At 54.2% G+C, this 25,859-nt stretch carries 19 protein-coding genes; 6 read left to right on the top strand and 13 right to left on the bottom strand.

All coding sequences use genetic code 11. The annotated features are described in order from the left end of the window. Positions 1–7: 7 nt before the first annotated feature. Entirely contained in the window at positions 8–694 is a 687-nt protein-coding gene (locus ACRRUX_RS13485; RefSeq protein WP_432531156.1) for an ATP-binding cassette domain-containing protein, read from the bottom strand. Beyond that, positions 694–1,539 (bottom strand): putative selenate ABC transporter substrate-binding protein, encoded by an 846-nt coding sequence (locus ACRRUX_RS13480; RefSeq protein ID WP_432531275.1) that lies wholly within the window; start codon positions 1,537–1,539, stop codon positions 694–696. Before ACRRUX_RS13480 ends, ACRRUX_RS13485 begins: the two co-directional genes overlap by 1 nt. Positions 1,540–1,762: 223 nt before the next feature. Here ACRRUX_RS13480 and ACRRUX_RS13475 point away from each other — a divergent pair, with 223 nt between their 5' ends. Together ACRRUX_RS13475 and ACRRUX_RS13470 are read left to right on the top strand one after the other, a co-directional pair. Further along, positions 1,763–2,437, top strand: a complete 675-nt coding sequence (locus ACRRUX_RS13475) for a response regulator (protein ID WP_432531154.1) — start codon at positions 1,763–1,765, stop codon at positions 2,435–2,437. Positions 2,438–2,444: 7 nt separating this feature from the next. Next, positions 2,445–3,785, top strand: coding sequence for an ATP-binding protein (locus tag ACRRUX_RS13470; RefSeq protein ID WP_432531273.1), 1,341 nt, complete (start codon positions 2,445–2,447; stop codon positions 3,783–3,785). A 41-nt stretch (positions 3,786–3,826) separates the two neighbouring features. Here the strand turns inward: ACRRUX_RS13470 and ACRRUX_RS13465 are convergent, their stop codons facing one another. The 11 genes from ACRRUX_RS13465 to sdhC form a co-directional block, all read right to left on the bottom strand. Continuing rightward, the gene (locus ACRRUX_RS13465; protein ID WP_432531271.1) at positions 3,827–4,534 is read right to left on the bottom strand and encodes a 2OG-Fe(II) oxygenase; all 708 of its coding nucleotides are present in this window, start codon (positions 4,532–4,534) and stop codon (positions 3,827–3,829) included. 127 nt (positions 4,535–4,661) lie between these two features. Then, positions 4,662–5,162 carry a GNAT family N-acetyltransferase gene (locus ACRRUX_RS13460; RefSeq protein WP_432531268.1) on the bottom strand — a complete coding sequence of 167 codons (501 nt, stop codon included), beginning with the start codon at positions 5,160–5,162 and terminating at the stop codon, positions 4,662–4,664. Positions 5,163–5,219: 57 nt separating this feature from the next. Next, positions 5,220–6,125, bottom strand: coding sequence for an AEC family transporter (locus ACRRUX_RS13455; protein ID WP_432531152.1), 906 nt, complete (start codon positions 6,123–6,125; stop codon positions 5,220–5,222). Between the two features lie 83 nt (positions 6,126–6,208). Next, positions 6,209–7,081, bottom strand: coding sequence for a succinate--CoA ligase subunit alpha (sucD, locus tag ACRRUX_RS13450; RefSeq protein ID WP_432531150.1), 873 nt, complete (start codon positions 7,079–7,081; stop codon positions 6,209–6,211). Then, entirely contained in the window at positions 7,081–8,247 is a 1,167-nt protein-coding gene (gene sucC, locus ACRRUX_RS13445; RefSeq protein ID WP_432531148.1) for an ADP-forming succinate--CoA ligase subunit beta, read from the bottom strand. Before sucC ends, sucD begins: the two co-directional genes overlap by 1 nt. A 135-nt stretch (positions 8,248–8,382) precedes the next feature. Then, positions 8,383–9,573: a 2-oxoglutarate dehydrogenase complex dihydrolipoyllysine-residue succinyltransferase gene (gene odhB / locus ACRRUX_RS13440; RefSeq protein ID WP_432531145.1), complete on the bottom strand. Its 1,191-nt coding sequence runs from the start codon at positions 9,571–9,573 to the stop codon at positions 8,383–8,385. A gap of 30 nt (positions 9,574–9,603) precedes the next feature. After that, positions 9,604–12,417 carry a 2-oxoglutarate dehydrogenase E1 component gene (gene sucA, locus ACRRUX_RS13435; protein ID WP_432531143.1) on the bottom strand — a complete coding sequence of 938 codons (2,814 nt, stop codon included), beginning with the start codon at positions 12,415–12,417 and terminating at the stop codon, positions 9,604–9,606. Between the two features lie 184 nt (positions 12,418–12,601). Next, on the bottom strand, positions 12,602–13,309 hold the full coding sequence (locus ACRRUX_RS13430; protein ID WP_432531141.1) for a succinate dehydrogenase iron-sulfur subunit: 708 nt from the start codon (positions 13,307–13,309) through the stop codon (positions 12,602–12,604). Positions 13,310–13,324: 15 nt separating this feature from the next. Then, entirely contained in the window at positions 13,325–15,091 is a 1,767-nt protein-coding gene (gene sdhA, locus ACRRUX_RS13425) for a succinate dehydrogenase flavoprotein subunit (protein ID WP_432531139.1), read from the bottom strand. Then, positions 15,092–15,439: a succinate dehydrogenase, hydrophobic membrane anchor protein gene (gene sdhD / locus ACRRUX_RS13420; protein WP_432531137.1), complete on the bottom strand. Its 348-nt coding sequence runs from the start codon at positions 15,437–15,439 to the stop codon at positions 15,092–15,094. Next, positions 15,433–15,828 (bottom strand): succinate dehydrogenase cytochrome b556 subunit, encoded by a 396-nt coding sequence (gene sdhC, locus ACRRUX_RS13415; protein WP_432531135.1) that lies wholly within the window; start codon positions 15,826–15,828, stop codon positions 15,433–15,435. Before sdhC ends, sdhD begins: the two co-directional genes overlap by 7 nt. Positions 15,829–16,239: 411 nt before the next feature. On the opposite strand from sdhC, the gene ACRRUX_RS13410 reads away from it, so the two are divergent. From ACRRUX_RS13410 to ACRRUX_RS13395, 4 genes are all read left to right on the top strand, one after another. Then, the gene (locus ACRRUX_RS13410; RefSeq protein WP_432531133.1) at positions 16,240–17,529 is read left to right on the top strand and encodes a citrate synthase; all 1,290 of its coding nucleotides are present in this window, start codon (positions 16,240–16,242) and stop codon (positions 17,527–17,529) included. 908 nt (positions 17,530–18,437) lie between these two features. Then, the gene (locus tag ACRRUX_RS13405) at positions 18,438–19,535 is read left to right on the top strand and encodes an efflux RND transporter periplasmic adaptor subunit (RefSeq protein ID WP_432531131.1); all 1,098 of its coding nucleotides are present in this window, start codon (positions 18,438–18,440) and stop codon (positions 19,533–19,535) included. A 10-nt stretch (positions 19,536–19,545) separates the two neighbouring features. Beyond that, complete coding sequence (locus ACRRUX_RS13400; RefSeq protein WP_432531129.1) at positions 19,546–22,785, top strand: efflux RND transporter permease subunit; 3,240 nt, start codon at positions 19,546–19,548, stop codon at positions 22,783–22,785. Next, on the top strand, positions 22,782–25,856 hold the full coding sequence (locus tag ACRRUX_RS13395) for an efflux RND transporter permease subunit (protein WP_432531127.1): 3,075 nt from the start codon (positions 22,782–22,784) through the stop codon (positions 25,854–25,856). Before ACRRUX_RS13400 ends, ACRRUX_RS13395 begins: the two co-directional genes overlap by 4 nt. Positions 25,857–25,859: the final 3 nt, after the last annotated feature.

Here is a 25,859-nt window from a genome sequence, read left to right as displayed (position 1 = left end):
GACAGTATCAGCCGGCAGATTCGGGGATGGCGGCAACCGCGTCCTGTTGATACAGCGCAGTCAGCATGGATGGGGTCACCTGCGCCGCCGGCAGATCAAACTCGATTTGCCCCCGGGCAATCCCCACAACCCGATCGAATGCCCGGCAAGCCAGAGAGGCGTCATGCATGACCATGATTTGGGTGTCGAATGTCCGGTTGATGCAGGTAAGCAATCTGTCGGTCATCCGGGCATCCAGTGCAGAAAAAGGCTCATCGGCCAATAACACCCGGCGCTGCTGATACAGAGCCCGGGCCAGCGCCAGACGCTGCCGTTGGCCGCCGGACAACTGAGTCACTGCACCGGTCAGCGGCACAGCCAGTTCCAGCTGAGTACAAATCTGCGCCACTTCACACCTGTGACGCCTGCCAGGCCAAATGAGAGTTGCCAGATTATACAGCCAGTTGTGTCGCCCCAATGCGCCCATGTACACGTTGTGAAACACACTCAGATTATCGACCAGCGCATGGGACTGGACACACAATGCAGCCTTTCCGGCAGGTAAACGCCGGTAAAGTGCATGCAGCAGACTGGTTTTGCCGCCCCCGGACGGACCGAGTATGGCAATCCGCTCGCCCTCTTCAATTGACAGACTGACACGTTCAAGCACAGTCTGCTCACCATAGCCGATACGCTCAGCAGTCAATTTCAACATCAATCGAGCAGTCCGATACTCTGGGCCAGCTCTTCAATGGGTAAATAGTCCTGATTGACTGCCGGCACAAAGGACTGGCGCGGAAAACTCGCCAGCAGTTCGGGATCTTTCATATTCAGCAGCGCCTGAGTCAATTTTTGTCTGAACCCCTCGCCCCAAACTTCATCAACCCCGGCACGAACCGTCCATTGATAGTCGGGATAGGCCGGACTTTCCCAGATCACCTGCACCTTATCCGTGTCAATTTTGCCTTCGGCCAGTGCCGACTCCCATACCTTGTAGTTCAGCGCACCGACCTGATATACGCCAGCCTGAACCAGCGCCAGAGTACGGCTGTGATCACCTGAATAGCCAATCCGGGAGAAAATTTCCGTCGGTCGTTTACCCAGATTCCGTTCAATGAAAAACTGCGGCATCAGGCGCCCCGAGGTGGAGTCTTTGGAGCCAAAAGTAAAGGTCAGGCCGTTCATGCCGGGAAAACTGTCTGATGGCGTCAAACCCGCTGATTTATGTGCAATAAAATAGCTTTTGAAAAACTGGTCTTCATATCCCTGGGCGATGGCCTCAGAGCCGGGCACCAGGCGTCGAGCCTGCACACCTGACAAACCACCAAACCAGGCCAGCTGGACCTGATTGTTACGAAATGCAGTCACCGCCGCAGCATAGGATTTAACCGGCAAATAGGCCACCTCGATCCCCAGTTCCCCTTCAAGGTAACGGGCGACTTTTTCAAAGCGGGTCTTTAACTGGGTCTCATCCTCGTCAGGAATCGCCGTAAAGGTGAATACCTGCGCCCAGGTCAGCGCGGGCAGAAGCAGAAAAACACTGAAAAGACAGACCCTCAACGATTTCACAACACAACCTTCGGTAAAAATTTTACGAATACTTAACCAGACAAACCGCAAACTCAAGTCTTTTTTACCGGCTTTTTCATTCAGGCTGTGATTCAGCTAAGGTACAGGCGAGTTGTATTAGCATAACGATGACTTTTACAGCGCATCGCCCGATAGGTAAGATATTGATCAGACGTGGGAAGATGCGAATAGGCCGGATATCGGGAGAAATTCGATGCGAATTTTGGTTGTAGAGGACGATGCTATCCTGTCCCACCATCTCAGAGTGCAATTAAGTGAACTGGGCAACCAGGTGCAGGTTGCCTCAACGGCAGCAGAAGGTCTGTATCAGGCGCGGGACTATCCAATCGATGTCGCCATAGTGGATTTGGGTCTGCCCGACGGCGACGGCGTGGAACTGATAGGCCGGCTGCGGGAGCTGGGCATCAAAACCCCGGTGCTGGTACTGACCGCCCGGGTGAACTGGCAGGATAAAGTCACTGCCCTAAACGCCGGCGCCGACGACTATCTGGTCAAGCCGTTTCAGAAAGAGGAGTTGGTGGCCCGCCTCGATGCACTGGTGCGCCGTAGCGCCGGTTTTGTCAGACCGGTGATCACCAGTGGTGCCATCAAACTGGATCTGGCCGCCAAGCAGGTCAGCTGGCGGGACGAAGAGCTGGAAATCACCGCCTTTGAATACCAGATCCTGGAATACCTGATGCGCCACCATGGTGAAGTCGTGGCCAAACAGCGACTGCTGGATGTGCTTTACGGTGACAAGGAGGGCGATCCCAACACCATTGAAGTGATGATTAGCCGTTTGCGTAAAAAACTCACCCGTGAGGGCAATGATTGCCCCATTACCACTATCCGTGGTCAGGGTTACCGATTCACCCAGACGTGTCACTGAGCCAGCCATGCCGGTAACCATCAAAAAGCGCCTGATGGCGCGCATGTTTTTCACCTCATTGACGATTATTGCCCTGGTCGGGTTCGGTCTGGCAGCACTGATCAACCTGCTCCATGAGCAGAACGCCTACAATGAGGAAACCGCAGAGCTGATTGCCGAAATGCCCAGCGTTGCGGCAGAGCTCAGGGAAAGCCGTCAATTGCCGCCAGCCCAAGAATGGCTAGACAGCAACCGTTTACCCAAGCGATACATCATGGCAGCCTGCGGTCCGGACTTCAGCCAGATCTGGACGTCATCAAAAGCCTCCGAGCTGGGGTTGATAAACGCCTGCCATGCATTCGATGACATCAGACACGACTCCCCCCCCTACCGACTCACCCTGTCGGATAATCGCCACTACTACGCCTACCTGCTGAGCGTTGAACTTGGCGGCAAGCCATACAGTTTGCTGGTCATGAAAGACGCGGCCAAAATCCAGCAGGAAAACCGCGAGTTCAGCGAACGCACCTACTGGCGCCTGGCGCTGGTGATGGCACTGGCCTTTATTCTGCTCGCCAGCGCAGGATATTGGGGATTGAGGCCGCTGATGACACTGCGCAACGAATTGCAGGCGATCAATCAGGGTCGGGCAAGCGAATTGTCGGCTGACTATCCGGCAGAGCTCAATGGCGTAACCACTGCGGTCAATCAGCTGCTGGGCCAATCAGCAGCGCAGCAGCAAAGAGTTGAGCATGCGATGAACGATCTGGCCCACAGCCTGAAAACCCGCCTGGCGGCAGTGCATGCCATCACAGATGACAAAACGTTGAGCCGTGAGGAAGCCAATGAGCGCATCATGGCACAGATAGGTCAGATGGATCAGTTGGTTAAATATCAGTTGAAACGTGCCACCATGGGTCGGAAAGGCCTAAAATTGGAAGCCACTCCGGTACTGCCGATGCTCAAACAGATGCAGCAGATGCTGGACAAAGTCTATCGGGACAAACAGGTCATGCTGACGCTGGCCGTGGATGACACGATCCATTTTCCCGGTGCGCCTGAAGACCTGATGGAGCTGTGCGGCAATCTGATGGAAAACGCCTATCGTTTGTGTATCAGTAGCGTCAGGGTCAGTGCATCCATGTCTGACGGGCAATTTGTGCTGACGGTGGAAGATGATGGGCCGGGTATCCCGCCCCCCCTGAGAAACAAGGTGCTGCAACGTGGTATCCGCGCCGACAATCGGACATCGGGTCAGGGAATTGGTCTGGCGGTATGTGATGAAATTGTCGGCAGCTATCTGGGCACCCTGACCATCGAAGACTCTCTAATGGAAGGCGCGCTGTTCCGTATTACGATTCCCGGCTGACAGCTTAAGGTGGACTGATAACCTTAAGCTGTAGCTAAAAATTAACTGCCTGATTTTTTCAGCGGGCCATAAAGCTGCTCTGCCCGGTTAAACATGATCCAGGAGGTGGCGATGTACTTATCGCCACTCAGTGGCATATTGCCCCGGTGTGAGTGGGTAAACGCTGCCGGCGCAATCACCAGCGTGCCCTTGCGTGGCGTCAGCTTGCGTCCCTGATAGAAAAACTCGGTTTCGCCACCCTCTGCCACATCGTTTAAGTAGAACATGTAAAGCACCACCCGGTGCAGCGCCTCATTGTGTCCGGCCTGGGGAAACTGCTCTGAATGCCAGTGAGGGTAGCCCCCTTTTCCCTGCGGATATTTCTGGATATTAATAGTGCCGCTGCGAAACAGGTAGCGGATAAGCGCTTCGGTCCTGGGACGGCCAAGTCGCTCGAAGTTCTCCGGAGACAGAGTAACAGGCCGGTCATGTTCATCACTGACCTGCACAGCCACGGCGCCCATCATCGCCAACGGATATTTGTTGAAATAATCCACTGCCCGGGTCAGGGTATATTGCAGCAGTTCATTGCGCAGTGCATCCAGGTCCCGATGGGCATCGAGCATCAAATCCTGACTGTTCTTCTTTTCCTTATCAACACCATGCCCGGTATGACCGTCAGTCACTCCGGGATGCTGCTCAAAAGTAGCGATCAGACGGTCACAAAACGCGTCCGGCAAAGCATTCGGATACACTTCGATAAAGTCCATGGCAATCCCTGTTTTCCCTGTTAATTTCAGCGCGATGCGCATCATTTAGCGCTTCACCCGGGCTGAAAGAAATGCAGCATCTGCTCAACATCTGCCGTTTACGCTATCCGCAGAATCCCGGGTAGCCTCAAAGCCATTTGTGAAACACGGTCACATCCTGGCCCATCAACTTATCACGTCTCAGCGCTGCCATGCCTATCTGCCGGGCCACGCCCATGGACGCCAGGTTGCCATCCAGGATCAGCGCAATGGCCTCATCCAGCTGCAGCCGTGGCTTAAACTCGGCGATGGCGGCGCGGGCAGCTTCAGTCCCCAACCCCTGGCCCCAGTACTGAGGCATATAACGGTAACCCAACTCCACCTTATCAAATTCAGGAAGATACTTGGGACCACAAAAACCTATGACCTTGCCGCTTTCTTTAAGCTCCACGGCCCAGCGCCCGAAACCATGGGTGCGATAATCTTCAAAAATCACCTCATGCAGCACTTTTTCGGCCTGAGCCCTGTCAGTCAACGGCTGCTGGGGAATATAGGTCAGCACCTTGGGGTTGCTGTTCATCAGAAATAATGCATCGACATCCCGTTCGTCGAAGTGTCTTAAAATCAGCCTGTCAGTGGTGGTAATTATCACGGTATGCGCTCCTGCTCCGCCCGTCTGAAAGAAGTTTCTCTCCTGAAACAGGCCTCACGTTAACACAGCCAACCAGAAGATCACAGTCAGGATACACAGGGTGGATGACAGTACCACTGTGCCGGCGATAACCTCGCTGTCCCGCTTCAGCTGAGCAGCAATCAGGTACGCATTAACACCAAGGGGCGACGCACCAAGCAGCACTGTGACCGCCAGTTCCACCTCTGACAGTGACAGCATCTGTCCACACAGCAGAATAAGTGCAGGCAACATCAGCAGCTTGACGGCACTGAGCCCCAGACTGACCGCAATGGCACCGGACAACCGATATTGATTGAGATTGGCACCAAGGACAAACAATGCGCATGCTATCGCGGGCTTGGCCAGCATATCCAGGCCGCTGCTCAGTGCCGCCGGCAAGCTCAGTCCCGCAGCATTGCCCATTAACCCAAGACCAATACTGGCCACAACAGGATTGAGCAGTAATCCCTTTAACAGACTGCCCCGCCGTTTATGCTGCTGTGGGGCAATGGCAAAGGTCAGGCCAAAGAGTACTGCACTATGAAAGGGAATGATCAGAAACACACTCGCCATCTGCTGCGGCCCAAAGGCTGCCACGATGACAGGTAAGCCCACCAGCAGGGTATTGGAATAACTGCCTCCCAGGGCCAGCACCGCGGTTTCTCTCTCCGTTCGCTTAAGCAGCCACGCGCAGCCCAGCAACGTCATGACAAAAGTCAGGATGACCGGTATGTAAAAGGCACCCAGTACCGGCAGGCGGATGCTGTCTTCCAGGGGCACCCTGAGCATGGCTGAAAACAGCAGCGCAGGAATACTCACATAAAAGGCAAATTTACTGATCCCGGCAATATGCTCAGCACTGAACCAGCCGCTTTTACTGGCAGCAAACCCCAGCGAGGCGATAAACAGAAGCGGAAATACAATATCAATGGTGGCCATGGTGACTCGATAATTAAGGAAACTCAGGACGCGGAAACCAGACAAAAAAGGCGCCCGCAGGCGCCTTTTTCTGAAGGATGGGATTACCAGCCTGTCTTTTCGCGCAGCGCCTTGCCGATATCGGCCAGCGAGCGAACGGTAGTAACACCGGCCGCTTCCAGAGCAGCGAATTTATCTTCGGCAGTGCCTTTACCACCGGCGATAATCGCACCGGCGTGGCCCATGCGCTTACCGGCAGGTGCTGTGACACCGGCGATGTAAGACACAACCGGCTTGGTCACGTTGGCCTTGATGTAAGCCGCCGCTTCTTCCTCGGCAGTACCACCGATTTCACCGATCATCACGATGGCTTCGGTCTGAGGATCGTTCTGGAACATTTCCAGTACATCGATGAAGTTGGTACCCGGAATTGGGTCACCACCAATACCTACGCAGGTAGACTGGCCGAAACCTTCGTCAGTGGTCTGCTTAACGGCTTCGTAAGTCAGAGTGCCTGAACGGGAAACGATACCCACTTTACCTGGCTTGTGGATATGACCTGGCATGATACCAATTTTACATTCGCCAGGAGTGATAACACCCGGACAGTTAGGACCGATCATACGCACGCCGGTCTCTTCCAGCTTCACTTTCACCTGCAGCATATCCAGCGTTGGAATACCTTCAGTGATACAGACGATAAGCTCGATGCCACCGTCAATAGCTTCCAGAATGGCGTCTTTACAGAAAGGTGCAGGTACATAGATCACCGACGCTGTGGCGCCAGTCGCCGCAACCGCATCTTTTACTGTGTTGAATACCGGCAGATCAAGGTGAGTGGTACCGCCCTTGCCGGGAGACACACCACCAACCATTTTAGTACCGTAAGCAATCGCCTGCTCAGAGTGGAAAGTACCCTGACCACCGGTAAATCCCTGGCAAATTACCTTGGTATCTTTGTTGATCAAAACAGACATTATTTACCCTCCGCAGCTTTAACTACTTGCTGTGCAGCGTCGGTCAGGCTCTTGGCAGCAATAATGTCCAGACCAGATTCAGCCAGCACCTTGGCACCCAGTTCCGCGTTGGTCCCTTCCAGACGCACAACCACAGGCACCTTCACGCCTACTTCTTTGACCGCACCAATGATACCTTCGGCGATCATGTCACAACGTACGATACCGCCGAAGATGTTCACCAGAACGGCTTTTACATTGCTGTCAGACAGAATGATCTTGAAGGCTTCAGATACGCGCTCTTTGGTTGCGCCGCCACCTACGTCGAGGAAGTTGGCTGGCTTACCGCCGTGCAGATTTACGATATCCATGGTCCCCATGGCCAGACCGGCACCGTTCACCATACAGCCGACGTTGCCATCCAGCGCCACATAGTTCAGTTCGAACTTGGCCGCATGAGCCTCACGTGGGTCGTCCTGGGATGGGTCATGCATATTCTTGATTTTTGGCTGACGGAACAATGCGTTACCATCAACGCCAATCTTACCGTCCAGACAGTGCAGGTTGCCTTCAGTGGTGATCACCAGCGGGTTGATCTCCAACAGCGCAAAGTCGTGGTCGATGAACATGTTCGCCAGACCCATAAAGATCTTGGTGAACTGTTTCATCTGAGTCGGGTTCAGACCCAGCTTAAAACCGAGATCACGGGCCTGGAAAGGCTGAGGACCGGTCAGCGGGTCAATGATGGCTTTGTGGATAAGCTCAGGTGTTTCTTCCGCCACCTTTTCGATTTCTACGCCACCTTCGGTAGAGGCCATGAACACCACGCGACGGGTGCCACGGTCAACCACTGCGCCCAGATACAGCTCATTGGCAATATCAGTGCAGCTTTCTACCAGGATCTTGGCAACTGGCTGGCCATTTTCGTCAGTCTGATAAGTCACCAGGTTCTTGCCCAGCCAGTGCTCGGCAAAGGCGCGGATCTCTTCTTTGTCGCCAGTCACTTTCACACCACCAGCCTTTCCGCGGCCACCGGCATGTACCTGACACTTCACTACCCACATGTCTCCGCCAATGCGGCCCGCTGCTTCCACCGCTTCCTGAGGGGTATCACAGGCATAGCCTTCAGAGACAGGTAAACCATATTCGGCGAACAGGCCTTTTGCCTGATACTCATGCAAATTCATGATGATCTATCCATATACTTCTAATCAGTTCCAACTGGCCGTCACCGGCCAATCACCAGGTTTTAGGAGGGCGACAACTCCTGTTTGCCCTCCACTGGCCTGCCCGAAGAGGGTGAGCAGGCCTGGTCAGCATGCTCAGAGATCAAGCAGCAGACGGGTTGGGTCTTCCAGGAATTCCTTAATGGTCACCAGGAAGCCCACAGACTCACGGCCATCGATGATACGGTGGTCGTAGGACAGTGCCAGGTACATCATCGGCAGAATTTCTACCTGGCCATTTACTGCCATAGGACGGTCCTTGATGGCGTGCATGCCAAGGATCGCGCTTTGGGGCAAATTCAGAATCGGCGTGGACATCAGAGAGCCAAACACGCCACCGTTGGTCACAGTGAAGTTACCGCCGGTCATGTCTTCCACGGTCAGCTTGCCATCGCGGCCCTTGATGGCCAGATCGCGCACCGCTTTTTCAATATCGGCCAGGCTCATGGTGTCGGTGTCACGCAGCACTGGCGTGACCAGTCCACGTGGGGTAGAAACCGCGATGCTGACATCGAAGTAGTTGTGGTAAATGATGTCATCACCGTCGATAGAGGCATTGACTTCAGGGAAGCGCTTGAGGGCTTCGGTCACGGCTTTCACGTAGAAAGACATGAAGCCCAGACGAATACCGTGCTTCTTCTCGAACTCATCCTGATACTGTTTACGGATGTTCATGATGGGCTTCATGCTCACTTCGTTGAACGTCGTGAGCATGGCGGTGGAGTTTTTGGCTTCCAGCAGGCGATTGGCGATGGTCTTGCGCAGACGGGTCATCGGCACCCGCTTCTGGCTGCGCTCACCCAGCGGAGCAACCACAGCAGCGGCTGGAGCAGCCGTTTTGGCCGCGCCACCTTTGACGAAGGCTTCAACATCTTCCTTGGTGATGCGACCACCTACACCTGTGCCCTTGATCTTGCTGGCATCCAGGCTGTGTTCGGCAATCAGACGACGCACTGATGGACTCAGGGCATCGTTGCTCTCGTCACTGGCCGCTGCTGCAGGCGCCGCAGCTTCAGCTTCAGCCTTGGTCACTTCCTGACCGGCAACTGCACCGGCGACAAAATGGGCAATCACCTGCTCACCCAGCACAGTGTCGCCTTCCTGAGCCAGGAATTCAGCAATCTGGCCGTCTTCCGGGGCAACCACTTCCAGTACAACCTTGTCAGTTTCAATATCAACCAGGTTTTGATCACGGGAAACCTGCTCACCTGGCTTAACGTGCCAGGTCGCGATGGTAGCATCGGCAACAGATTCTGGCAGGACGGGTACCTTAATTTCGATACTCATGGATCAATATCCTTTTTATAAAAATGTCTATTACTTTAGATTCAGTGCGTCATTAATCAGGGTCTGCTGCTGCAGGTTGTGCAGTTCAGGGTACCCACAGGCCGGAGCTGCTGAAGCAGCACGTCCGGCATAGGTCAGGGTTGCGCCTTTGGGGACAGCACTCCAGAAATGATGCTGGCTGCAATACCAGGCACCCTGATTCTGAGGCTCTTCCTGACACCAGACGAAATCTTTCACATGCTGATAGTCTGCCAGCGCCGCCACCATCTCCTCATGAGGGAATGGGTACAGCTGTTCAACACGGATAATGGCAACATTATCAAGCCCTTCCTTACGGCGTTTCTCGAGCAGTTCGAAATACACTTTACCGCTACAGAACACCACGCGGTTGACCTTGCTGGCGTCCAGTTCGTCGATTTCACCAATCACGTTCTGGAAGCTGCCATTGGCCAGCTCTTCCAGACTGGACACCGCCAATGGGTGACGCAGCAGGGATTTTGGTGACATGACTATCAATGGACGACGCATCGGACGCACCACCTGACGGCGCAGCATGTGGTAAACCTGCGCGGGAGTTGAAGGCACACACACCTGCATATTGTGGTCAGCGCACAGTTGCAGGAAACGCTCCAGACGGGCGGAAGAATGCTCAGGGCCCTGTCCTTCATAACCATGAGGCAACAGCAGCGTCAGACCGCACAGACGGCCCCACTTCTGCTCGCCGGAGGACACGAACTGGTCGATCACCACCTGGGCACAGTTGGCAAAGTCACCGAACTGGGCTTCCCAGATGGTCAGACCGCCGGGTTCGGCCGTGGCGTAGCCGTATTCAAACGCCAGCACAGAGGCTTCGGACAGTACAGAGTCAGTAATATCGATTGGCCCCTGCTCATCAGCCACATGGCGCAGCGGCAGATAGGTAGTGGCATCATTCTGGTTATGCAATACCGCATGACGGTGGAAGAAGGTGCCGCGACCAGAATCCTGGCCAGTAATACGTACCCGCTTGTTGTCTTCCAGAATCGTCGCGTAAGCCAGCGTTTCGGCAAAGCCCCAGTCCAGCAGTTTCTCACCTTTGGCCATGGCTTCACGGTCACTGTACAGCTTGGCAACACGCGCCTGCAGCGGATGGCTGGCAGGCACATCAACCAGACGGGCAGCCAGATTCTGCAAACGAGCCATAGGCAACTTAGGCTCATAAGCCACATCCCAGTCGTGACCGATGTAAGGGCTCCAGTCCACTGAATGCAGCGTCATCGGCCGCCATTCTTTGACCACGCACTCGCCCTGATCCAGAGCGTCACGGTAATCATTGATCATACCGGTGACGTCATCGGCTGCCAGGGTGTTTTCAGCGATAAGCCTGTCCGCATAAATCTTGCGTGGTGTTGGATGCTTTTTGATCTTGGCGTACATCAGCGGCTGAGTCGCGCTGGGCTCATCCGCTTCGTTGTGACCATGACGGCGGTAACACACCAGGTCAATCACCACGTCACGACGGAAAGTGTTGCGATAATCTACCGCCAGACGGGAAACAAACGCCACCGCTTCAGGGTCATCTGAGTTCACGTGGAAAATCGGTGCCTGCACCATCTTGGCAATATCAGTACAGTATTCGGTAGAGCGAACGTCCTGATGCAGTGAAGTGGTAAAGCCCACCTGGTTGTTGACCACGATGCGGATACTGCCACCAATCTTGAAACCGCGGGTTTGAGACATGTTGAATGTCTCCTGCACGATCCCCTGACCGGTAATGGCGCTGTCGCCGTGAATGGTAATGGGCATCACCTGCAGACCGGTTTTACAGTGACGTCTGTCCTGCCGGGCACGTACCGAGCCCATCACCACAGGGTTAACAATCTCAAGGTGAGAGGGGTTGAACGCCAGGGCCAGGTGCAGATTGCCACCGGGTGTTTCAAAGTCAGAGGAGAAGCCTTGATGATATTTCACGTCTCCTGAACCCAGCTCGCCCTTGTGTTTACCGGCAAACTCGTCAAACAGTTCTCCCGGGCGTTTGCCCAGCACGTTGACCAGCACGTTCAGACGCCCACGGTGAGCCATACCGATGACGATTTCCTTGGTACCGGCTTCACCGGCACGGTACAGAATTTCTCGCATCATGGGGACCAGCGCATCGCCACCTTCCAGTGAGAAGCGTTTGGCACCGGGGAACTTGGCGCCCAGGTACTTTTCCATCCCTTCGGCGGCATTCAGTCCTTCGAGGATACGGGTCTTTTCAGCTTTAGTAAGCTGAGCACGCCCCAGAGTCGGTTCGAGTTGCTGCTGGATCCAGCGCTTCTCTTCGGTATCTGTGATGTGCATATACTCGGCACCAATAGCACCGCAGTAGGTGGTCTTCAGCGCCTTGACCAGGTCAGCCAGTTTCATGGTCTCGCCACCGTGGGCGAAGGAACCTGTGTTGAATTCCCTGTCCATGTCCTCGGCATCCAGGCCGTGGAAAGCCGGATCGAGTTCTTTTACCGGCTCACGCTTCCACAGTCCCAGCGGGTCCAGATTGGCATTCTGGTGACCACGGAAACGGTGGGCGTTAATCAGCTGCAGCACTTTAACCTGTTTGGCGTCCAATTCTGGATCCGATACCCGGCCTGAGCCGCCTCGGCGTCCTTCCAATGCCAAACTGCGAAAATAGTCACGAACTTTGGAATGCGCGGCTTCCGGGGCAGACCCATTCACCGCAGGGAGATTATCGAATACCGCTCGCCAGTCATCAGTAACCGATGAGGGATCGTCCTGATAGGCCTCATACATCTCTTCAACATAAGTCGAATTAGCACCACTCAGGTGAGATGATTCGAGCCAGGCTTTCATAGTGCCTTGGTGCATTGCTATTCCTTTCAAACTTGATACACGTGCTTAGCTTGTTGCCCAGCGAAATTCTGTTTGCCGCCCCGGATGTCCCGTCCAACGGCGCTTTGTCATCCCTGACAGTAAAGAGTCACCTTCCCGCCAGGAGAAAGTGACTCTGGATGAGCTAACTGATTATATGTTTTTGCTCAGTATCTTGCATCTATACAGCCCGGTTCAGCAGCATGGATTTAATGTGTCCAATGGCCTTGGTGGGGTTCAGCCCCTTGGGACAGACATCCACACAGTTCATAATGCCGTGGCAACGGAACACGCTGTAGGCATCGTCCAGACCCGACAGACGCTCCTCAGTGGCCGTATCCCGGCTGTCAATCAGGAACCGATAGGCATGCAGCAAGCCGCTTGGACCAACAAACTTGTCCGGGTTCCACCAGAAGGATGGACAGGCCGTTGAGCAGCAGGCACACATGATGCACTCGTACAAACCATCTAGATGCGCACGCTCCTCAGGACTTTGCAGGTGTTCACGGGCAGGCTTTTTGTCATCATTGATCAGGTACGGCTTAATCTTTTCGTACTGCTGATAGAACTGTGACAGGTCCACCACCAAATCGCGCACCACCGGCATACCAGGCAGTGGACGAATTACCACCTTCTTGCCCTTGAAGCTGGAAATAGGCGTGATACAGGCCAGACCGTTCTTGCCGTTCATATTCATGCCGTCAGAGCCACACACCCCTTCACGGCAGGAGCGACGGAACACCAGAGTGGGATCCTGCTCTTTGAGCAGCAGCAAAGCATCCAGCACCATCATGTCGGAGCCTTCCTGGACCTCCAGAGTGTACTCCTGCATGCGCGGCTTGGTGTCCACATCCGGGTTATAACGATAGATAGAGAATTCAAATTTCATCGTCGTTGCCCTTCCTTAGTAGGTGCGCTTCTTGGGTGGGAAGGCTTCCCTGTGCTTGGGCGCCATATTCACTTCACGGCGGCTCATCTGCTCTGTGATCGGATCAAACAGCGAATGGCACAGCCAGTTGTCGTCGTCACGCTCCGGGAAATCTTCACGGGAGTGTGCGCCGCGGCTCTCGGTGCGGTAGTTGGCCGCATATGCGGTAGCAATAGCCGTAGCCATCAGATTATCCAGCTCCAGACACTCGATACGCTGAGTATTGAACTCGCGCGAGTTGTCAGACAGCTTGGCATTGGCCAGACGCTCACGGATTTGCTGCAACTGCTCCAGACCTTCTTTCATGGCCTCGCCACTGCGGAATACGGAGAAATTCAGCTGCATACACATCTGCAGATCTTTACGGATAACCGCCGGGTCTTCACCGTCTTTGTTGCTTTCCCAACGCTTGAGACGCGCAAGAGACTGCTCGATGTCGGCTTCGGTAGCAGGCTTGGGATCCGGAGTTTCATCCAGTGCCTTGCCCAGATGCTGGCCGGCAGCACGACCAAATACCACCAAATCCAGCAGCGAGTTGCCACCCAGACGGTTGGCGCCGTGTACCGATACACAGGCAATTTCGCCTACGGCGAACAGCCCAGTGATGTCAGTTTCACTGCCATCATCGTTCTTGCGGATCACCTGACCACTGATCTTGGCAGGCAGACCACCCATCATATAGTGGCAGGTTGGAATAACCGGAATGGGGCCATCAGCCGGATCTATGTGCGCAAAGGTACGGGACAGTTCGCATACGCCCGGCAGACGGGCTTCCAGGGTTTCTTTACCCAAATGGTCCAGCTTCAGCTTGATGTGGGGGCCCATTGGACCGTCACAGCCACGGCCTTCACGGATCTCAGTCATCATGGAACGTGCGACCACGTCACGGGAGGCCAGATCTTTGGCATTGGGGGCATAACGCTCCATAAAGCGCTCGCCATCTTTGTTCAGCAGGTAACCACCTTCACCGCGGCAACCTTCGGTCACCAGCACACCGGCTCCGGCAATCCCAGTGGGATGGAACTGCCACATTTCCATGTCCTGCAGCTGCACACCGGCACGGTAAGCCATACCAACGCCGTCACCGGTGTTGATGTGGGCATTGGTGGTGGAGGCGTAAATACGACCGGCGCCGCCAGTGGCTAGCACAGTCGCTTTGGCTTTGAAGTAAACGATTTCACCACTTTCAATGTCGATAGCAGTACAGCCGACAATCACGCCGTCTTCATTTTTTACCAGATCCAGGGCATACCATTCGGAAAACACCTGGGTTTTGTTTTTGACGTTTTGCTGGTACAGACAGTGCAGCAGCGCATGACCGGTACGGTCAGCAGCGGCGGCCGTACGGGCTGCCTGCTCACCACCAAAGTTCTTGGACTGACCACCGAAAGGACGCTGATAAATCGTGCCATTGTCAAAGCGGGAGAATGGCAGGCCCATGTGCTCAAGCTCAATAATGGCCTCAGGACCTGTCTGACACATGTATTCAATGGCGTCCTGGTCGCCGATAAAATCGGAACCTTTTACCGTGTCGTACATGTGGTATTCCCAGTTGTCTTCATGGGCATTGCCCAGCGCAACAGTAATACCACCCTGTGCAGACACAGTATGTGAGCGGGTCGGGAATACTTTGGACAACAGCGCGCAGCTCTTGCCTTCCTTGGAAATTTGCAGTGCAGCACGCATACCCGCGCCGCCTGCGCCGATTACCACGGCATCAAATTCGCGAACTGGAATACTCACTTAAACACCCCACACGATAATCAAGCCTGCTGCCAGATAGCTCAGGGCAACCACAACAAAGGCAAATTGCAATACACCGCGAAGCGCTATGTTTTTCACATAGTCAGTCAGTACCTGCCAGACACCAATCCAGGCATGGATCAGCAGCGCCACCAGGGCAACCAGGGTGTACATCTTCATTGGCAGCGACGCAAACAGACCGCGCCAAACCTCGAAGGTCAGAGGCGAACTGAGCGCAATAAAAGCAACCAGAAAGATGGCGTAGGAAGCCAGTATCACGGCACTGGCACGTATCAGGATGAAATCATGGACGCCACTGCGACCAAAGCTTGCTGCATTCGTTACCATACCCAGATCCCCACAACTACGGAAAACACAATGGCCAGCACAAAAGTGGCCTTGGCTGACGCCGCACCTGAGTCCAGTTCTTCCCAACGACCAGTATCCATCACCAGATGACGGAGACCCGCCAGAATGTGATAGCCCAGTGCGGTCAGGATGCCCCAGACGATGAACTTCACGATCAAGGTATCAAACAGTGCCTGAACGTCGGCAAAACCCTGGGAGGAAGACAACGAAGTGTTGAGCAACCAGATCAGGATGCCTACGGCAAACAACATGATGACACCGGAGATACGGTGAAGAATGGATGCGATTGCAGTCGCAGGGAAACGAATAGTCTGCAGATCTAAATGGACAGGTCTTTGCTTTTTCACTTTCTGCTCACTCAGCTCCATTGAGCACTATTTTTGTTATTTGAATCGTTAGTAAAACTGCTTTCCATGACCAAAGTCACGAACACTGGCTTTAGATACGATGTTTTTAAACAAACGGTTTACCAACTGAAGTACCATCAAATTAATTTGTAAAAAAAATGATATTCAGATAAGTGCGTTTGCAACCCCTGATGGGCGGTCAAAGTATACAAGTGCTAAATGTCAAATACAAACATCACATTATCGAAATATTGTTTTTTTTGAGGCTTGATTCCGCTAAGTCTAGACTGTACTTGGTAATCACCAAGCATACCGACCAAGGTCTAATCAATTTAAACGCTTATTTAAATTGAAATGTGATCTATGTTGCCTGTAAAGTATGGCAGGTTTGATATGCCGCACTCACATAAGAATGAAGTAAGGAGACGGGGTATGGCTGATTTAAAAGCCAAATTGGAATTGCCTGAAAATGGCTCAATTGAACTACCGGTAAAACAAGGGACAGCTGGACACGATGTCATTGATATCAGCAAGTTAGGAAGCTCAGGTTACTTCACATTCGACCCGGGATTTCTGGCAACCGCATCCTGCGAATCAGCAATTACCTACATAGACGGCGACCAGGGGATCCTGTTACACAGAGGTTACCCAATTGAACAGCTGGCAGAAGAGTCCAATTTTCTGGAAGTCTGCTATTTGCTGTTTTATGGCGAATTGCCAACCAAAGCACAATTTGCCAACTTTGTTGAAACTGTAAAAACCCACACCATGGTGCATGAGCAGCTGGCATTTTTCTTCCGCGGTTTCCGCCGCGATGCTCACCCAATGGCCATGCTTTGTGGTGTAACAGGTGCACTGTCTGCGTTTTATCAGGATTCGCTGGATGTCAACGATCCAACCCACAGGAAAATCGCAGCATTCCGTCTGGTTTCCAAAATGCCGACCATTGCAGCCATGTGCTACAAGTATTCAGTCGGTCAACCATTCATCTACCCACGCAACAACCTCAGCTACGCCGGTAACTTCCTGCAAATGATGTTTGCCGTGCCCTGTGAAGATTACGTCGTAAATCCTATCGTTGAACGTGCGATGGATCGCATCTTCGTACTGCACGCAGATCACGAGCAAAATGCATCGACTTCTACCGTGCGTCTGGCTGGTTCCTCAGGTGCCAATCCATTCGCCTGTATCGCAGCGGGTATCGCGTCTTTGTGGGGGCCTGCACACGGCGGTGCCAACGAAGCTTGCCTTAACATGCTGGAAGAAATCGGTACAGTGGATCGCATTCCTGAGTTTATTGAACGCGCCAAAGACAAGAATGATCCATTCCGTCTGATGGGCTTTGGACACAGGGTTTACAAGAACTTTGATCCACGGGCCAAAGTGATGCGTGAAACCTGCCACGAAGTGCTGGAAGAGCTGAAGATTGACGACCCATTACTGGATGTCGCCATGGAGCTGGAACGCATCGCCCTGTCTGATGAATATTTCATATCCAAGAAGCTGTACCCCAACGTCGACTTCTATTCAGGTATCATCATGAAAGCCATCGGCATTCCTACCAGCATGTTCACCGTGATTTTCGCGCTGGCAAGAACTTCTGGCTGGATTGCTCACTGGAAAGAGATGCTGGATCAGCCCGGTCACAAAATCAGCCGTCCACGTCAGCTGTATACCGGTAAAGCATCAAGGGATTTCGATAAGATGGATAGCCGCGGCTAACCTTCGGTTTTCCCCGAGAGAAAAAAAGCGCCTTTATGGCGCTTTTTGTTTGCCCGCCCCTCCTGACCGCATCCTATGCTGCGGCGACAATGAGCGCCCGGACTGAGCGAGAAGCCAGGTTTACAGCAATCCGGATATTGACCATTGCTGTAATACCAATTTCATTTAATAGTTGATCTGTTTCAGTGGGAGTTCAATGCGCTTGAGACAAGGTCATTAACCGCTCCTGGGTTAATGACCTTCGCCACATCCATGTGGCTTGCGAGCTGGCGAAGTCATAGTGGTGCTATATCAAGACGGCTGGGCACAGTATCAAGTGCATTGAAACCCGCACTGCGTGAGCGTGTCAGGCATCCTGCTTCTGTGTTGCATTGCTCTCAAAGGGAACCACCTTTAGTCAATCAATGCGCCTTGAATCAGAATCCCTGACACGCTATGAATTGATCAAACTATTAATGAAGTTGGTATAACATCAACGGGAAGGCACAGGCCCAAACCAAAATTCCCCAAAAGGGTAACCAAACTTATCTGCGAAGTTATCTGTAAACCCGAACTGACCAGGGAGCTGGCAAATTTTTCGCAGTGCTGACTCACCTCCAATAGCCATTATTAACGGCCTTCCGGCACGTCATTACCCGGGCGTAATTCAACCTCCCCTTTTTGGCACGCAACATATCCGAACCGTCTGAAATGCCTTGTTGCACACTTGTTATCCAGACAACTTGAGTTTTTGGCATCTGCGGTATTTAGTCATATTCATTACTTTTTCAACATTTTTACTACATCATGGTGAGCAACTCATTTTCAACCATCCACAAAACAGCATCAACATACTGTAATAAAAGGAATTTAAATTGTGGCACGTTATCTGCTAACTGCTTACCAATCGGAACTGACAGGTAATCAAGATGGAATTAACGACTATGCGTAAATCACTGCTGCCCTTCGCAATCACATTGGCCTTGCTGGGGGGCGTGACAGGATGTCAGCAGGAAGAAGCCAAATCGGAAGAAAAAGAGTACGCCATTCCGGTAGAAACAGCGGCGGTTACCCGTGGCGACATCACGTCGTTTTACAGCACCACGGCAACGCTGGAGGCACCGGAAGAGGCCAAAGTGGTCAGCCGGATTGCGGGGCTTATCAAACACATTCAGGTTGAAGAAGGTATGCAGGTCAAAAAAGGGGACTTGCTGGCTGTGATTGATGCCGACCGTCAGCAATATTCGCTGGATGCCAAAAACGCAGAAGTGGCCATCATTGAACAGGAACTGGATCGTCTCAAAAAGATTTCCAACCGCAATTTTGTCAGCGCGGAGCAACTGGCCAAGCTGGAGTACAACCTGCAGGCGGCGCTGGCGCAGCGGGATCTGGCCGCTATTCAGGTTAAAGAAAGCCGGGTGTTGTCACCTATCGATGGCACGGTGGCCCGCCGCTATGTCAAACAAGGCAATATGGCCAAAGAATTTGAAGAGTTGTTTCACATTGTGAATCAGCAGGAACTGCACGGCATAGTGCACCTGCCGGAGAAACAGCTGCAAAGCCTCAAGCAGGGACAAAACGCAGATATCTACACCAGCCGAGATCCCAGCCATGCCTACGATGCCACCGTGCTGCGTATCAGCCCTGTGGTGGATGCCGCCAGTGGTACCTTTAAAGTGACTCTCAGAGTGCCTAATGCTCAACAGGAGCTCAAAGCCGGTATGTTTACCCGGGTAGAACTCAGGTACGACACTCACTCAGATGTGATTACCGTGCCCTATCAGGCGGTCATCAATCAGGACAACCGTCAGGCGCTGTACATCATTCAGGACGGCAACGCCCAGCGTCGGGAAGTGGTGCTTGGTTACCGCAACGGCGATCAGGTGGAAGTTCGCAGCGGTCTGGATGAAGGGGAGCAACTGGTCGTCCGCGGTCAGCAAAACCTCAAAGATAAGTCGCTGGTTGAAATCGTCAATCCTCAGAGCATGGCTGCGGTGACCCCGTCCGCCGTGGTATCCGGCAACTGAGGAGAACGTCATGTCGATGATAAACACCGCGGTGAAACGGCCGGTGGCCGTATGGATGATGATGCTGGCTATCATGCTGTTTGGTATGGTCAGCTTCTCCCGTCTGGCGGTCAAACTATTGCCGGATCTGAGTTACCCAACCCTGACCATACGCACTCTGTACGATGGCGCCGCACCGGTAGAAGTGGAACAGCTGGTGTCCAAGCCGGTGGAAGAGGCCGTTGGCATCGTCAAGGGACTGCGCAAAATCACTTCTGTCTCCCGCTCCGGCATGTCCGATGTGGTTTTGGAGTTTGAGTGGGGCACCAATATGGATATGGCCAGCCTGGATGTGCGCGAAAAGCTGGATACCATCACCCTGCCGCTGGATATCGACAAGCCCCTGCTGCTGCGCTTTAACCCCAATCTTGACCCTATCATGCGTCTTGCCCTGTCACGGGACGAGGCCAGTGGCAGCGATCTGAAGCAGATGCGTACCTATGCCGATGAAGAGCTCAAGCGTCGCCTGGAGGCTATGCCAGGTGTGGCTGCAGTGCGCCTGTCCGGCGGACTTGAGCAGGAAGTGCATATCCTGCTGGATCAGCAGAAACTCAGCCAGCTTCACCTGAGCAGTGAGCAGATCAAGCAACGTATCGCCCGTGAGAATGTCAACATTTCTGCCGGTAAAGTGGTGCAGGGGGAAAAAGAGTATCTGGTGCGTACCGTCAACCAGTTCAAAACCCTGGATGAACTGGGTCAGGTCATTGTGTATCGCGATAATGAGCGTCAGGTCAGGTTGTTCGAAGTGGCGCGGATCCAGGATGCCTATGCAGAACGCACAGATATCACCCGGATTGGTGATAAAGAATCCATTGAGCTGGCTATCTACAAAGAGGGCGACGCCAACACAGTGGCGGTTGCTGGCAAACTTAAACAGGCTATTGAGCAAATAAACGAACGTAATCAGGGCGATAAATTGCAGGTGATTTACGATCAATCGACCTTTATCGAAAGTGCCGTCAGTGAAGTCACCTCGGCCGCTCTGCTGGGCAGTTTGCTGGCCATGCTGGTGATCTATCTGTTCCTGCGGGACATAATCCCGACGCTGATCATCTCGGTATCCATCCCGTTTTCGGTGATTGCCACCTTCAACATGATGTATTTCTCAGAGATCAGTCTCAACATCATGTCACTGGGCGGTATTGCCCTGGCAGTGGGGTTGTTGGTTGATAATGCGATTGTGGTGCTGGAGAACATCGACCGCTGCCGTAAGTTGGGTATGAGTAAAATTGAAGCGGCCATTGTGGGTAGTCAGGAAGTGTCCGGTGCCATTATGGCTTCCACCCTGACCACCCTGGCGGTGTTCATTCCGCTGATTTTCGTCGATGGCATCGCAGGCGCGCTGTTTGCCGATCAGGCCCTGACGGTGACCTTTGCCCTGCTTGCCTCCTTGCTGGTTGCGCTGACCGCCATTCCCATGCTGGCGTCCCGCGACGGCTTCAAATCACTGCCACCGGCCGCCCCCGGAGCACCAAAGCCTGCCCCCACCACGCTGGGGGGTAAACTCAAGCGTTTGGGCGCAACTGTGTTCAGTTTCCCATTTGCGCTGCTGCTCAACTATCTGCCCAGCGCCCTGATGACGCTGGTACTGACACTGGGCCGGTTCATCTCCTGGCTTGCCGGATTGGTTATGCGTCCGTTAAGCGCAGCATTTAACTGGATCTACGGTCTGCTGGCCAGGCTGTATCAAGGTTTACTGGAGCTGGCGCTGGCCCACCGGGGTACTGCCTTGCTGCTGGCGCTGGCGATCAGCGGCGGCAGTTTTGCGCTGCTGCCGCGACTGGGTATGGAGCTTATTCCACCCATGAATCAGGGCGAGTTCTACACTGAAATCCTGCTGCCGCCGGGCACTGAAGTCACTCAGACCGACAGAGTACTGCAACAGCTTGCCCGCAGTATCAGCCAGCATGAGGATGTAGTGCATGTTTACTCCCAGGCGGGCAGCGGTGGTTTGATGACCTCAGACACCAATCGCGGCGGAGAGAACTGGGGGCGCTTACAGGTGGTACTCGCCGACGCAGGTGCCTTTGAGGCGGTCACGACCCAGCTGCGTCAAACCATTGCCCGCATCCCGGATCTGGAGGCCAATATTCAGCATCCGGAACTATTCAGCTTCAAAACGCCGGTAGAGATAGAGCTGTCCGGTTATGACCTGGATATTCTAAAACGCACCGGCGAACGGTTGGTCAGTGCACTGGAGCGCTCAGACCGCTTTACCGATCTCAATACCAGTCTCAAAGATGGCCAGCCGGAATTGACCATACGCTTTGACAACGCCCGCATCGCCGCGTTGGGACTGGACGCGCCGGATATTGCCAATCGCATCGCCCAACGTATTGGCGGCACAGTAGCCAGCAAATACACAGTGCGCGACCGTAAAATCGATATTCTGATCCGCGCTGAGGAAGACGAGCGTGATCAGGTCACCGATATCGAGCAGATGATCATCAACCCGGGTAGTGCCCAACCTCTGCCACTGCTCGCGATTGCCGATGTCGAACTGGCCACCGGCCCGTCTGCCATCAACCGGATCAGTCAGCAACGGGTAGCCCTGATCACCGCCAACCTGGCTCACGGCGATCTGAGTGATGCCATCAATGAGGCCCGCCAAATCCTGGCCAGTGAAACCCTGCCATCTTCTGTGCAGGCCAGATTCGGCGGCCAGAATGAAGAGATGGAAGCATCCTTCCTGTCACTCAAGATTGCACTGGCATTGGCAATCTGCCTGGTGTACCTGGTGATGGCCAGTCAGTTTGAATCCCTGCTGCACCCGCTGTTTATTCTGGTGGCCGTGCCCATGGCCATGAGCGGCAGCGTGCTGGGCCTGTATCTGACCCAGACCCATCTGAGCGTCGTGGTGTTTATCGGTCTTATCATGCTGGCGGGGATCGTGGTCAACAATGCCATTGTGCTGGTTGACCGAATCAACCAGCTGCGTGCAGCAGGCGAAGACAAAATTGAGGCTATCCGTCAGGCGGCTCACTCCCGCCTGCGCCCCATCATCATGACCTCCATGACCACTACCCTGGGTTTGCTGCCCATGGCCATTGGTATGGGCGATGGCAGCGAGGTGCGGGCGCCGATGGCCATTACCGTGATAGCCGGACTGACGCTGGCGACCTTACTGACACTGGTGGTGATCCCAGTACTCTACAGCCTGTTTGACCGCAAGCAGTATCAGCCTCAGTCAGCACAGGAGATCAGCCAATGAGCCTGACTAAACTCGCCATCAAGCGGCCTGTCACCACCAGCATGTTCTTTCTGGCCATAGTGCTGTTTGGTATGGTTGCCAGTCGGCTGCTGCCGCTGGAGCTGTTTCCCGGCATCGATATTCCCCAGGTGTTTATCGAAGCGCCCTACCCTGGCTCTACCCCGTCAGAAGTGGAGCGGGAAGTCACCGAGGTACTGGAAGAGGCGCTGGCCACCATGGGCGGCATCGATGAGATGCGCTCCAACTCCAGCCAGAGCGGCGCCAGCGTGCAGCTGCGGATGAAATGGGGCGAGAATGTCGCCACCAAGGCGCTGGAAGCACGGGAGAAAATCGATACTGTGCGGCATCTGCTGCCCGATGATCTGGAGCGGGTATTTATCCGCCAGTTTTCCACCTCGGATATGCCCATCATGACATTGCGCCTGTCCAGCGAGCGGGAACTGTCCGGTGCCTTTGATCTGCTGGATAAACAGCTGAAAAAGCCACTGGAGCGGGTCAGCGGCGTGTCTCAGGTGACCCTGTACGGCGTTGATAAGAAGCAAATTGAGATCCGTGTGGATGCCAACAAGCTGGCTGCCAGCGGTATCTCAGCGCCGGAACTCAACAGCCTGATGCACAAAGCCAACTTTATCGTCAGCGGCGGCACACTGCGGGCCCGCGCGCCCGGTGCCAGCGAAGGCATTGTGTATCAGGTATCGCCCAAAGGTGAGTATCGCAGTATCGAAGAGGTCGCCGCTCAAGTCCTGCGCCCGGGGCTGGAGCTCAAGGACATCGCCAGCGTCACTTTTGCCCTGCCGGAAGCTATTGAGGGCCGCCACCTGGACCGCAAATACGCCGTCGGACTGGATGTCTTCAAGGAGTCCGGTGCCAACCTGGTGGAAGTCTCTGAGCGGGTGATGAAGGTGGTGGAGGAGATCAAGCAGGACCCTCAATTCACCGGGATCCGTCTGTATGTGATGGATAACTCGGCCGATGGCGTGAAATCGTCACTGAAGGACCTGCTGGCTGCGGGACTCATGGGCGCGCTCATGTCCTTTGCCGTGCTTTACCTGTTTTTGCGGGACATGCGTATGACACTGGTGGTGGTCAGCTCTGTGCCCATCGCCATCAGCATGACACTGGCCGCGATGTATTTTCTTGGCTATAGCCTGAATGTGCTGTCGATGATGGGGTTGCTGCTGGCCATTGGTATGCTGATCGACAATGCCGTGGTGGTCACCGAGAGTGTGCTGCAGGAAAAGCAAACGCCCCACAGCCATGATGCCCAGGGCGAACAGGATGCTGTCGTCCGGGGGGTGGATAAGGTATCGCTGGCGGTACTGGCCGGCACCCTGACCACCGCCATCGTGTTTCTGCCGAATATTTTTGGCGTCAAGGTACAGCTCACCATTTTCCTTGAGCACGTGGCTATCGCCATCTGTATTTCGCTGCTGGCATCGTTGCTGGTCGCCAAAACCCTGATCCCACTGATGCTGAGCAAACTCAATATTCAGCCCAAGGCCAGTGCGCAGCACCCGCAACTGACCGCCTTTTATCGTAAAACCCTAGGCTGGGTACTGTATCACCCCAGATGGAGCACGCTGATCGCAGTGGTCATTCTGGCATCCACAGCTCTGCCTCTGTCCATGGTCAAAGACGATCAGAATGAAGGCCAGTCAGACAACCGGCTGTTCATCAATTACCAGATAGAAGGCCGGCATACGGTGGCCACCACAGAAGCGATGATCGACCGGATGGAGGCTTATCTGTATGCCAACAAAGAGGCTTTCTTCATCGACTCTGTGTACAGCTATTACAGTCCTGACAGGGGTCAGTCGACGCTTATCCTGCAAAAAGATCTGCCCATTCCGACGGAGGAGCTGAAGGAAAAGATCCGCGCCGGTTTTCCCAAATTTGCCTACGCCAAACCGCAATTTGGCTGGGGCAACGAGGACAATGGGGTACGGGTCACCCTGATTGGTCGTTCAACCTCTGAGCTAATCCGCATCAGCGAGCAGGTGATGCCGCTGCTGTCTGCCATCGACGGAATGGAGGATGTCCGCTCCGAATACAATGGCGGTCAACAGGAAGTGATAGTGCGGCTGGACCCTGAGCTGGCGTCCCGTCTGGGGATAGATACCCGTACTCTGGCCAGCAGTATTTCACTGGCGCTCAGGGGTAACGCGCTGCGCTCCTTCCGCCATGATCCCAATGGCGAGCTGCGCATCGAACTGGGTTATGACAAACACTGGCAATCATCGCTGGAGCAACTCAAGGCTCTGCCTGTGGTGCGTATGGATAACCGGGTATACAGCCTGGAGAGTCTGGCACAAATCAGCATTCAGCCCAGATTTGACACCATACGCCATTACGACCGGCAAACCTCGCTGCAGATTGGCGCCAACCTCAATGAGCTGACCACGGAAGAAGCCCGCGAACAGATCACCAATGTGATGGACGCAGTCGCCTTTCCGCCTGGTTACCGCTATTCGCTGACCGGCGGTTTCCAGCGCCAGGACAGAGAGCAGCAGATCATGGTAACCAATATGCTGCTGGCGGTCGCCATGATCTACATAGTGATGGCCGCGCTGTTTGAATCCCTGTTGCTGCCCAGCGCCATTATCACCTCAATTGTGTTTGCCATTACCGGGGTGTTCTGGGCGCTGCTGTTTACCGGCACGCCCATGGATATGATGGCGATGATCGGCATCCTTATCCTGATGGGAGTAGTGGTCAACAACGGCATTGTACTGGTCGATCAGATTAATCAGATGACACCCGAGCTGGATAAGCTCGCCGATACCATTCTGGAAGTGTGCCTGACCCGTCTGCGTCCTGTGCTGATGACAGTAGGCACTACCGTGCTGGGGCTGGTGCCGCTGGCGATGGGCGATACCCAGATTGGCGGCGGTGGCCCCCCTTACGCTCCCATGGCGATTGCCATCATAGGTGGATTGACCTTCTCGACTGTGACCAGTCTGTATCTGGTGCCGCTGTGCTATCAGGGTCTGTTCCACATGCGCCATGCCAGTGCCGTGAGACTGGGACAGGCAGAGCGCTTCTCCCGCCGCGCCCTGCCCTGGATACGCTGATAG

This window comes from Shewanella sp. GXUN23E (genome assembly GCF_050865035.1).
In the GTDB taxonomy this organism is placed as follows: Bacteria; Pseudomonadota; Gammaproteobacteria; order Enterobacterales; family Shewanellaceae; genus Shewanella.
This window is presented reverse-complemented; position numbering and strand designations above follow the sequence as displayed.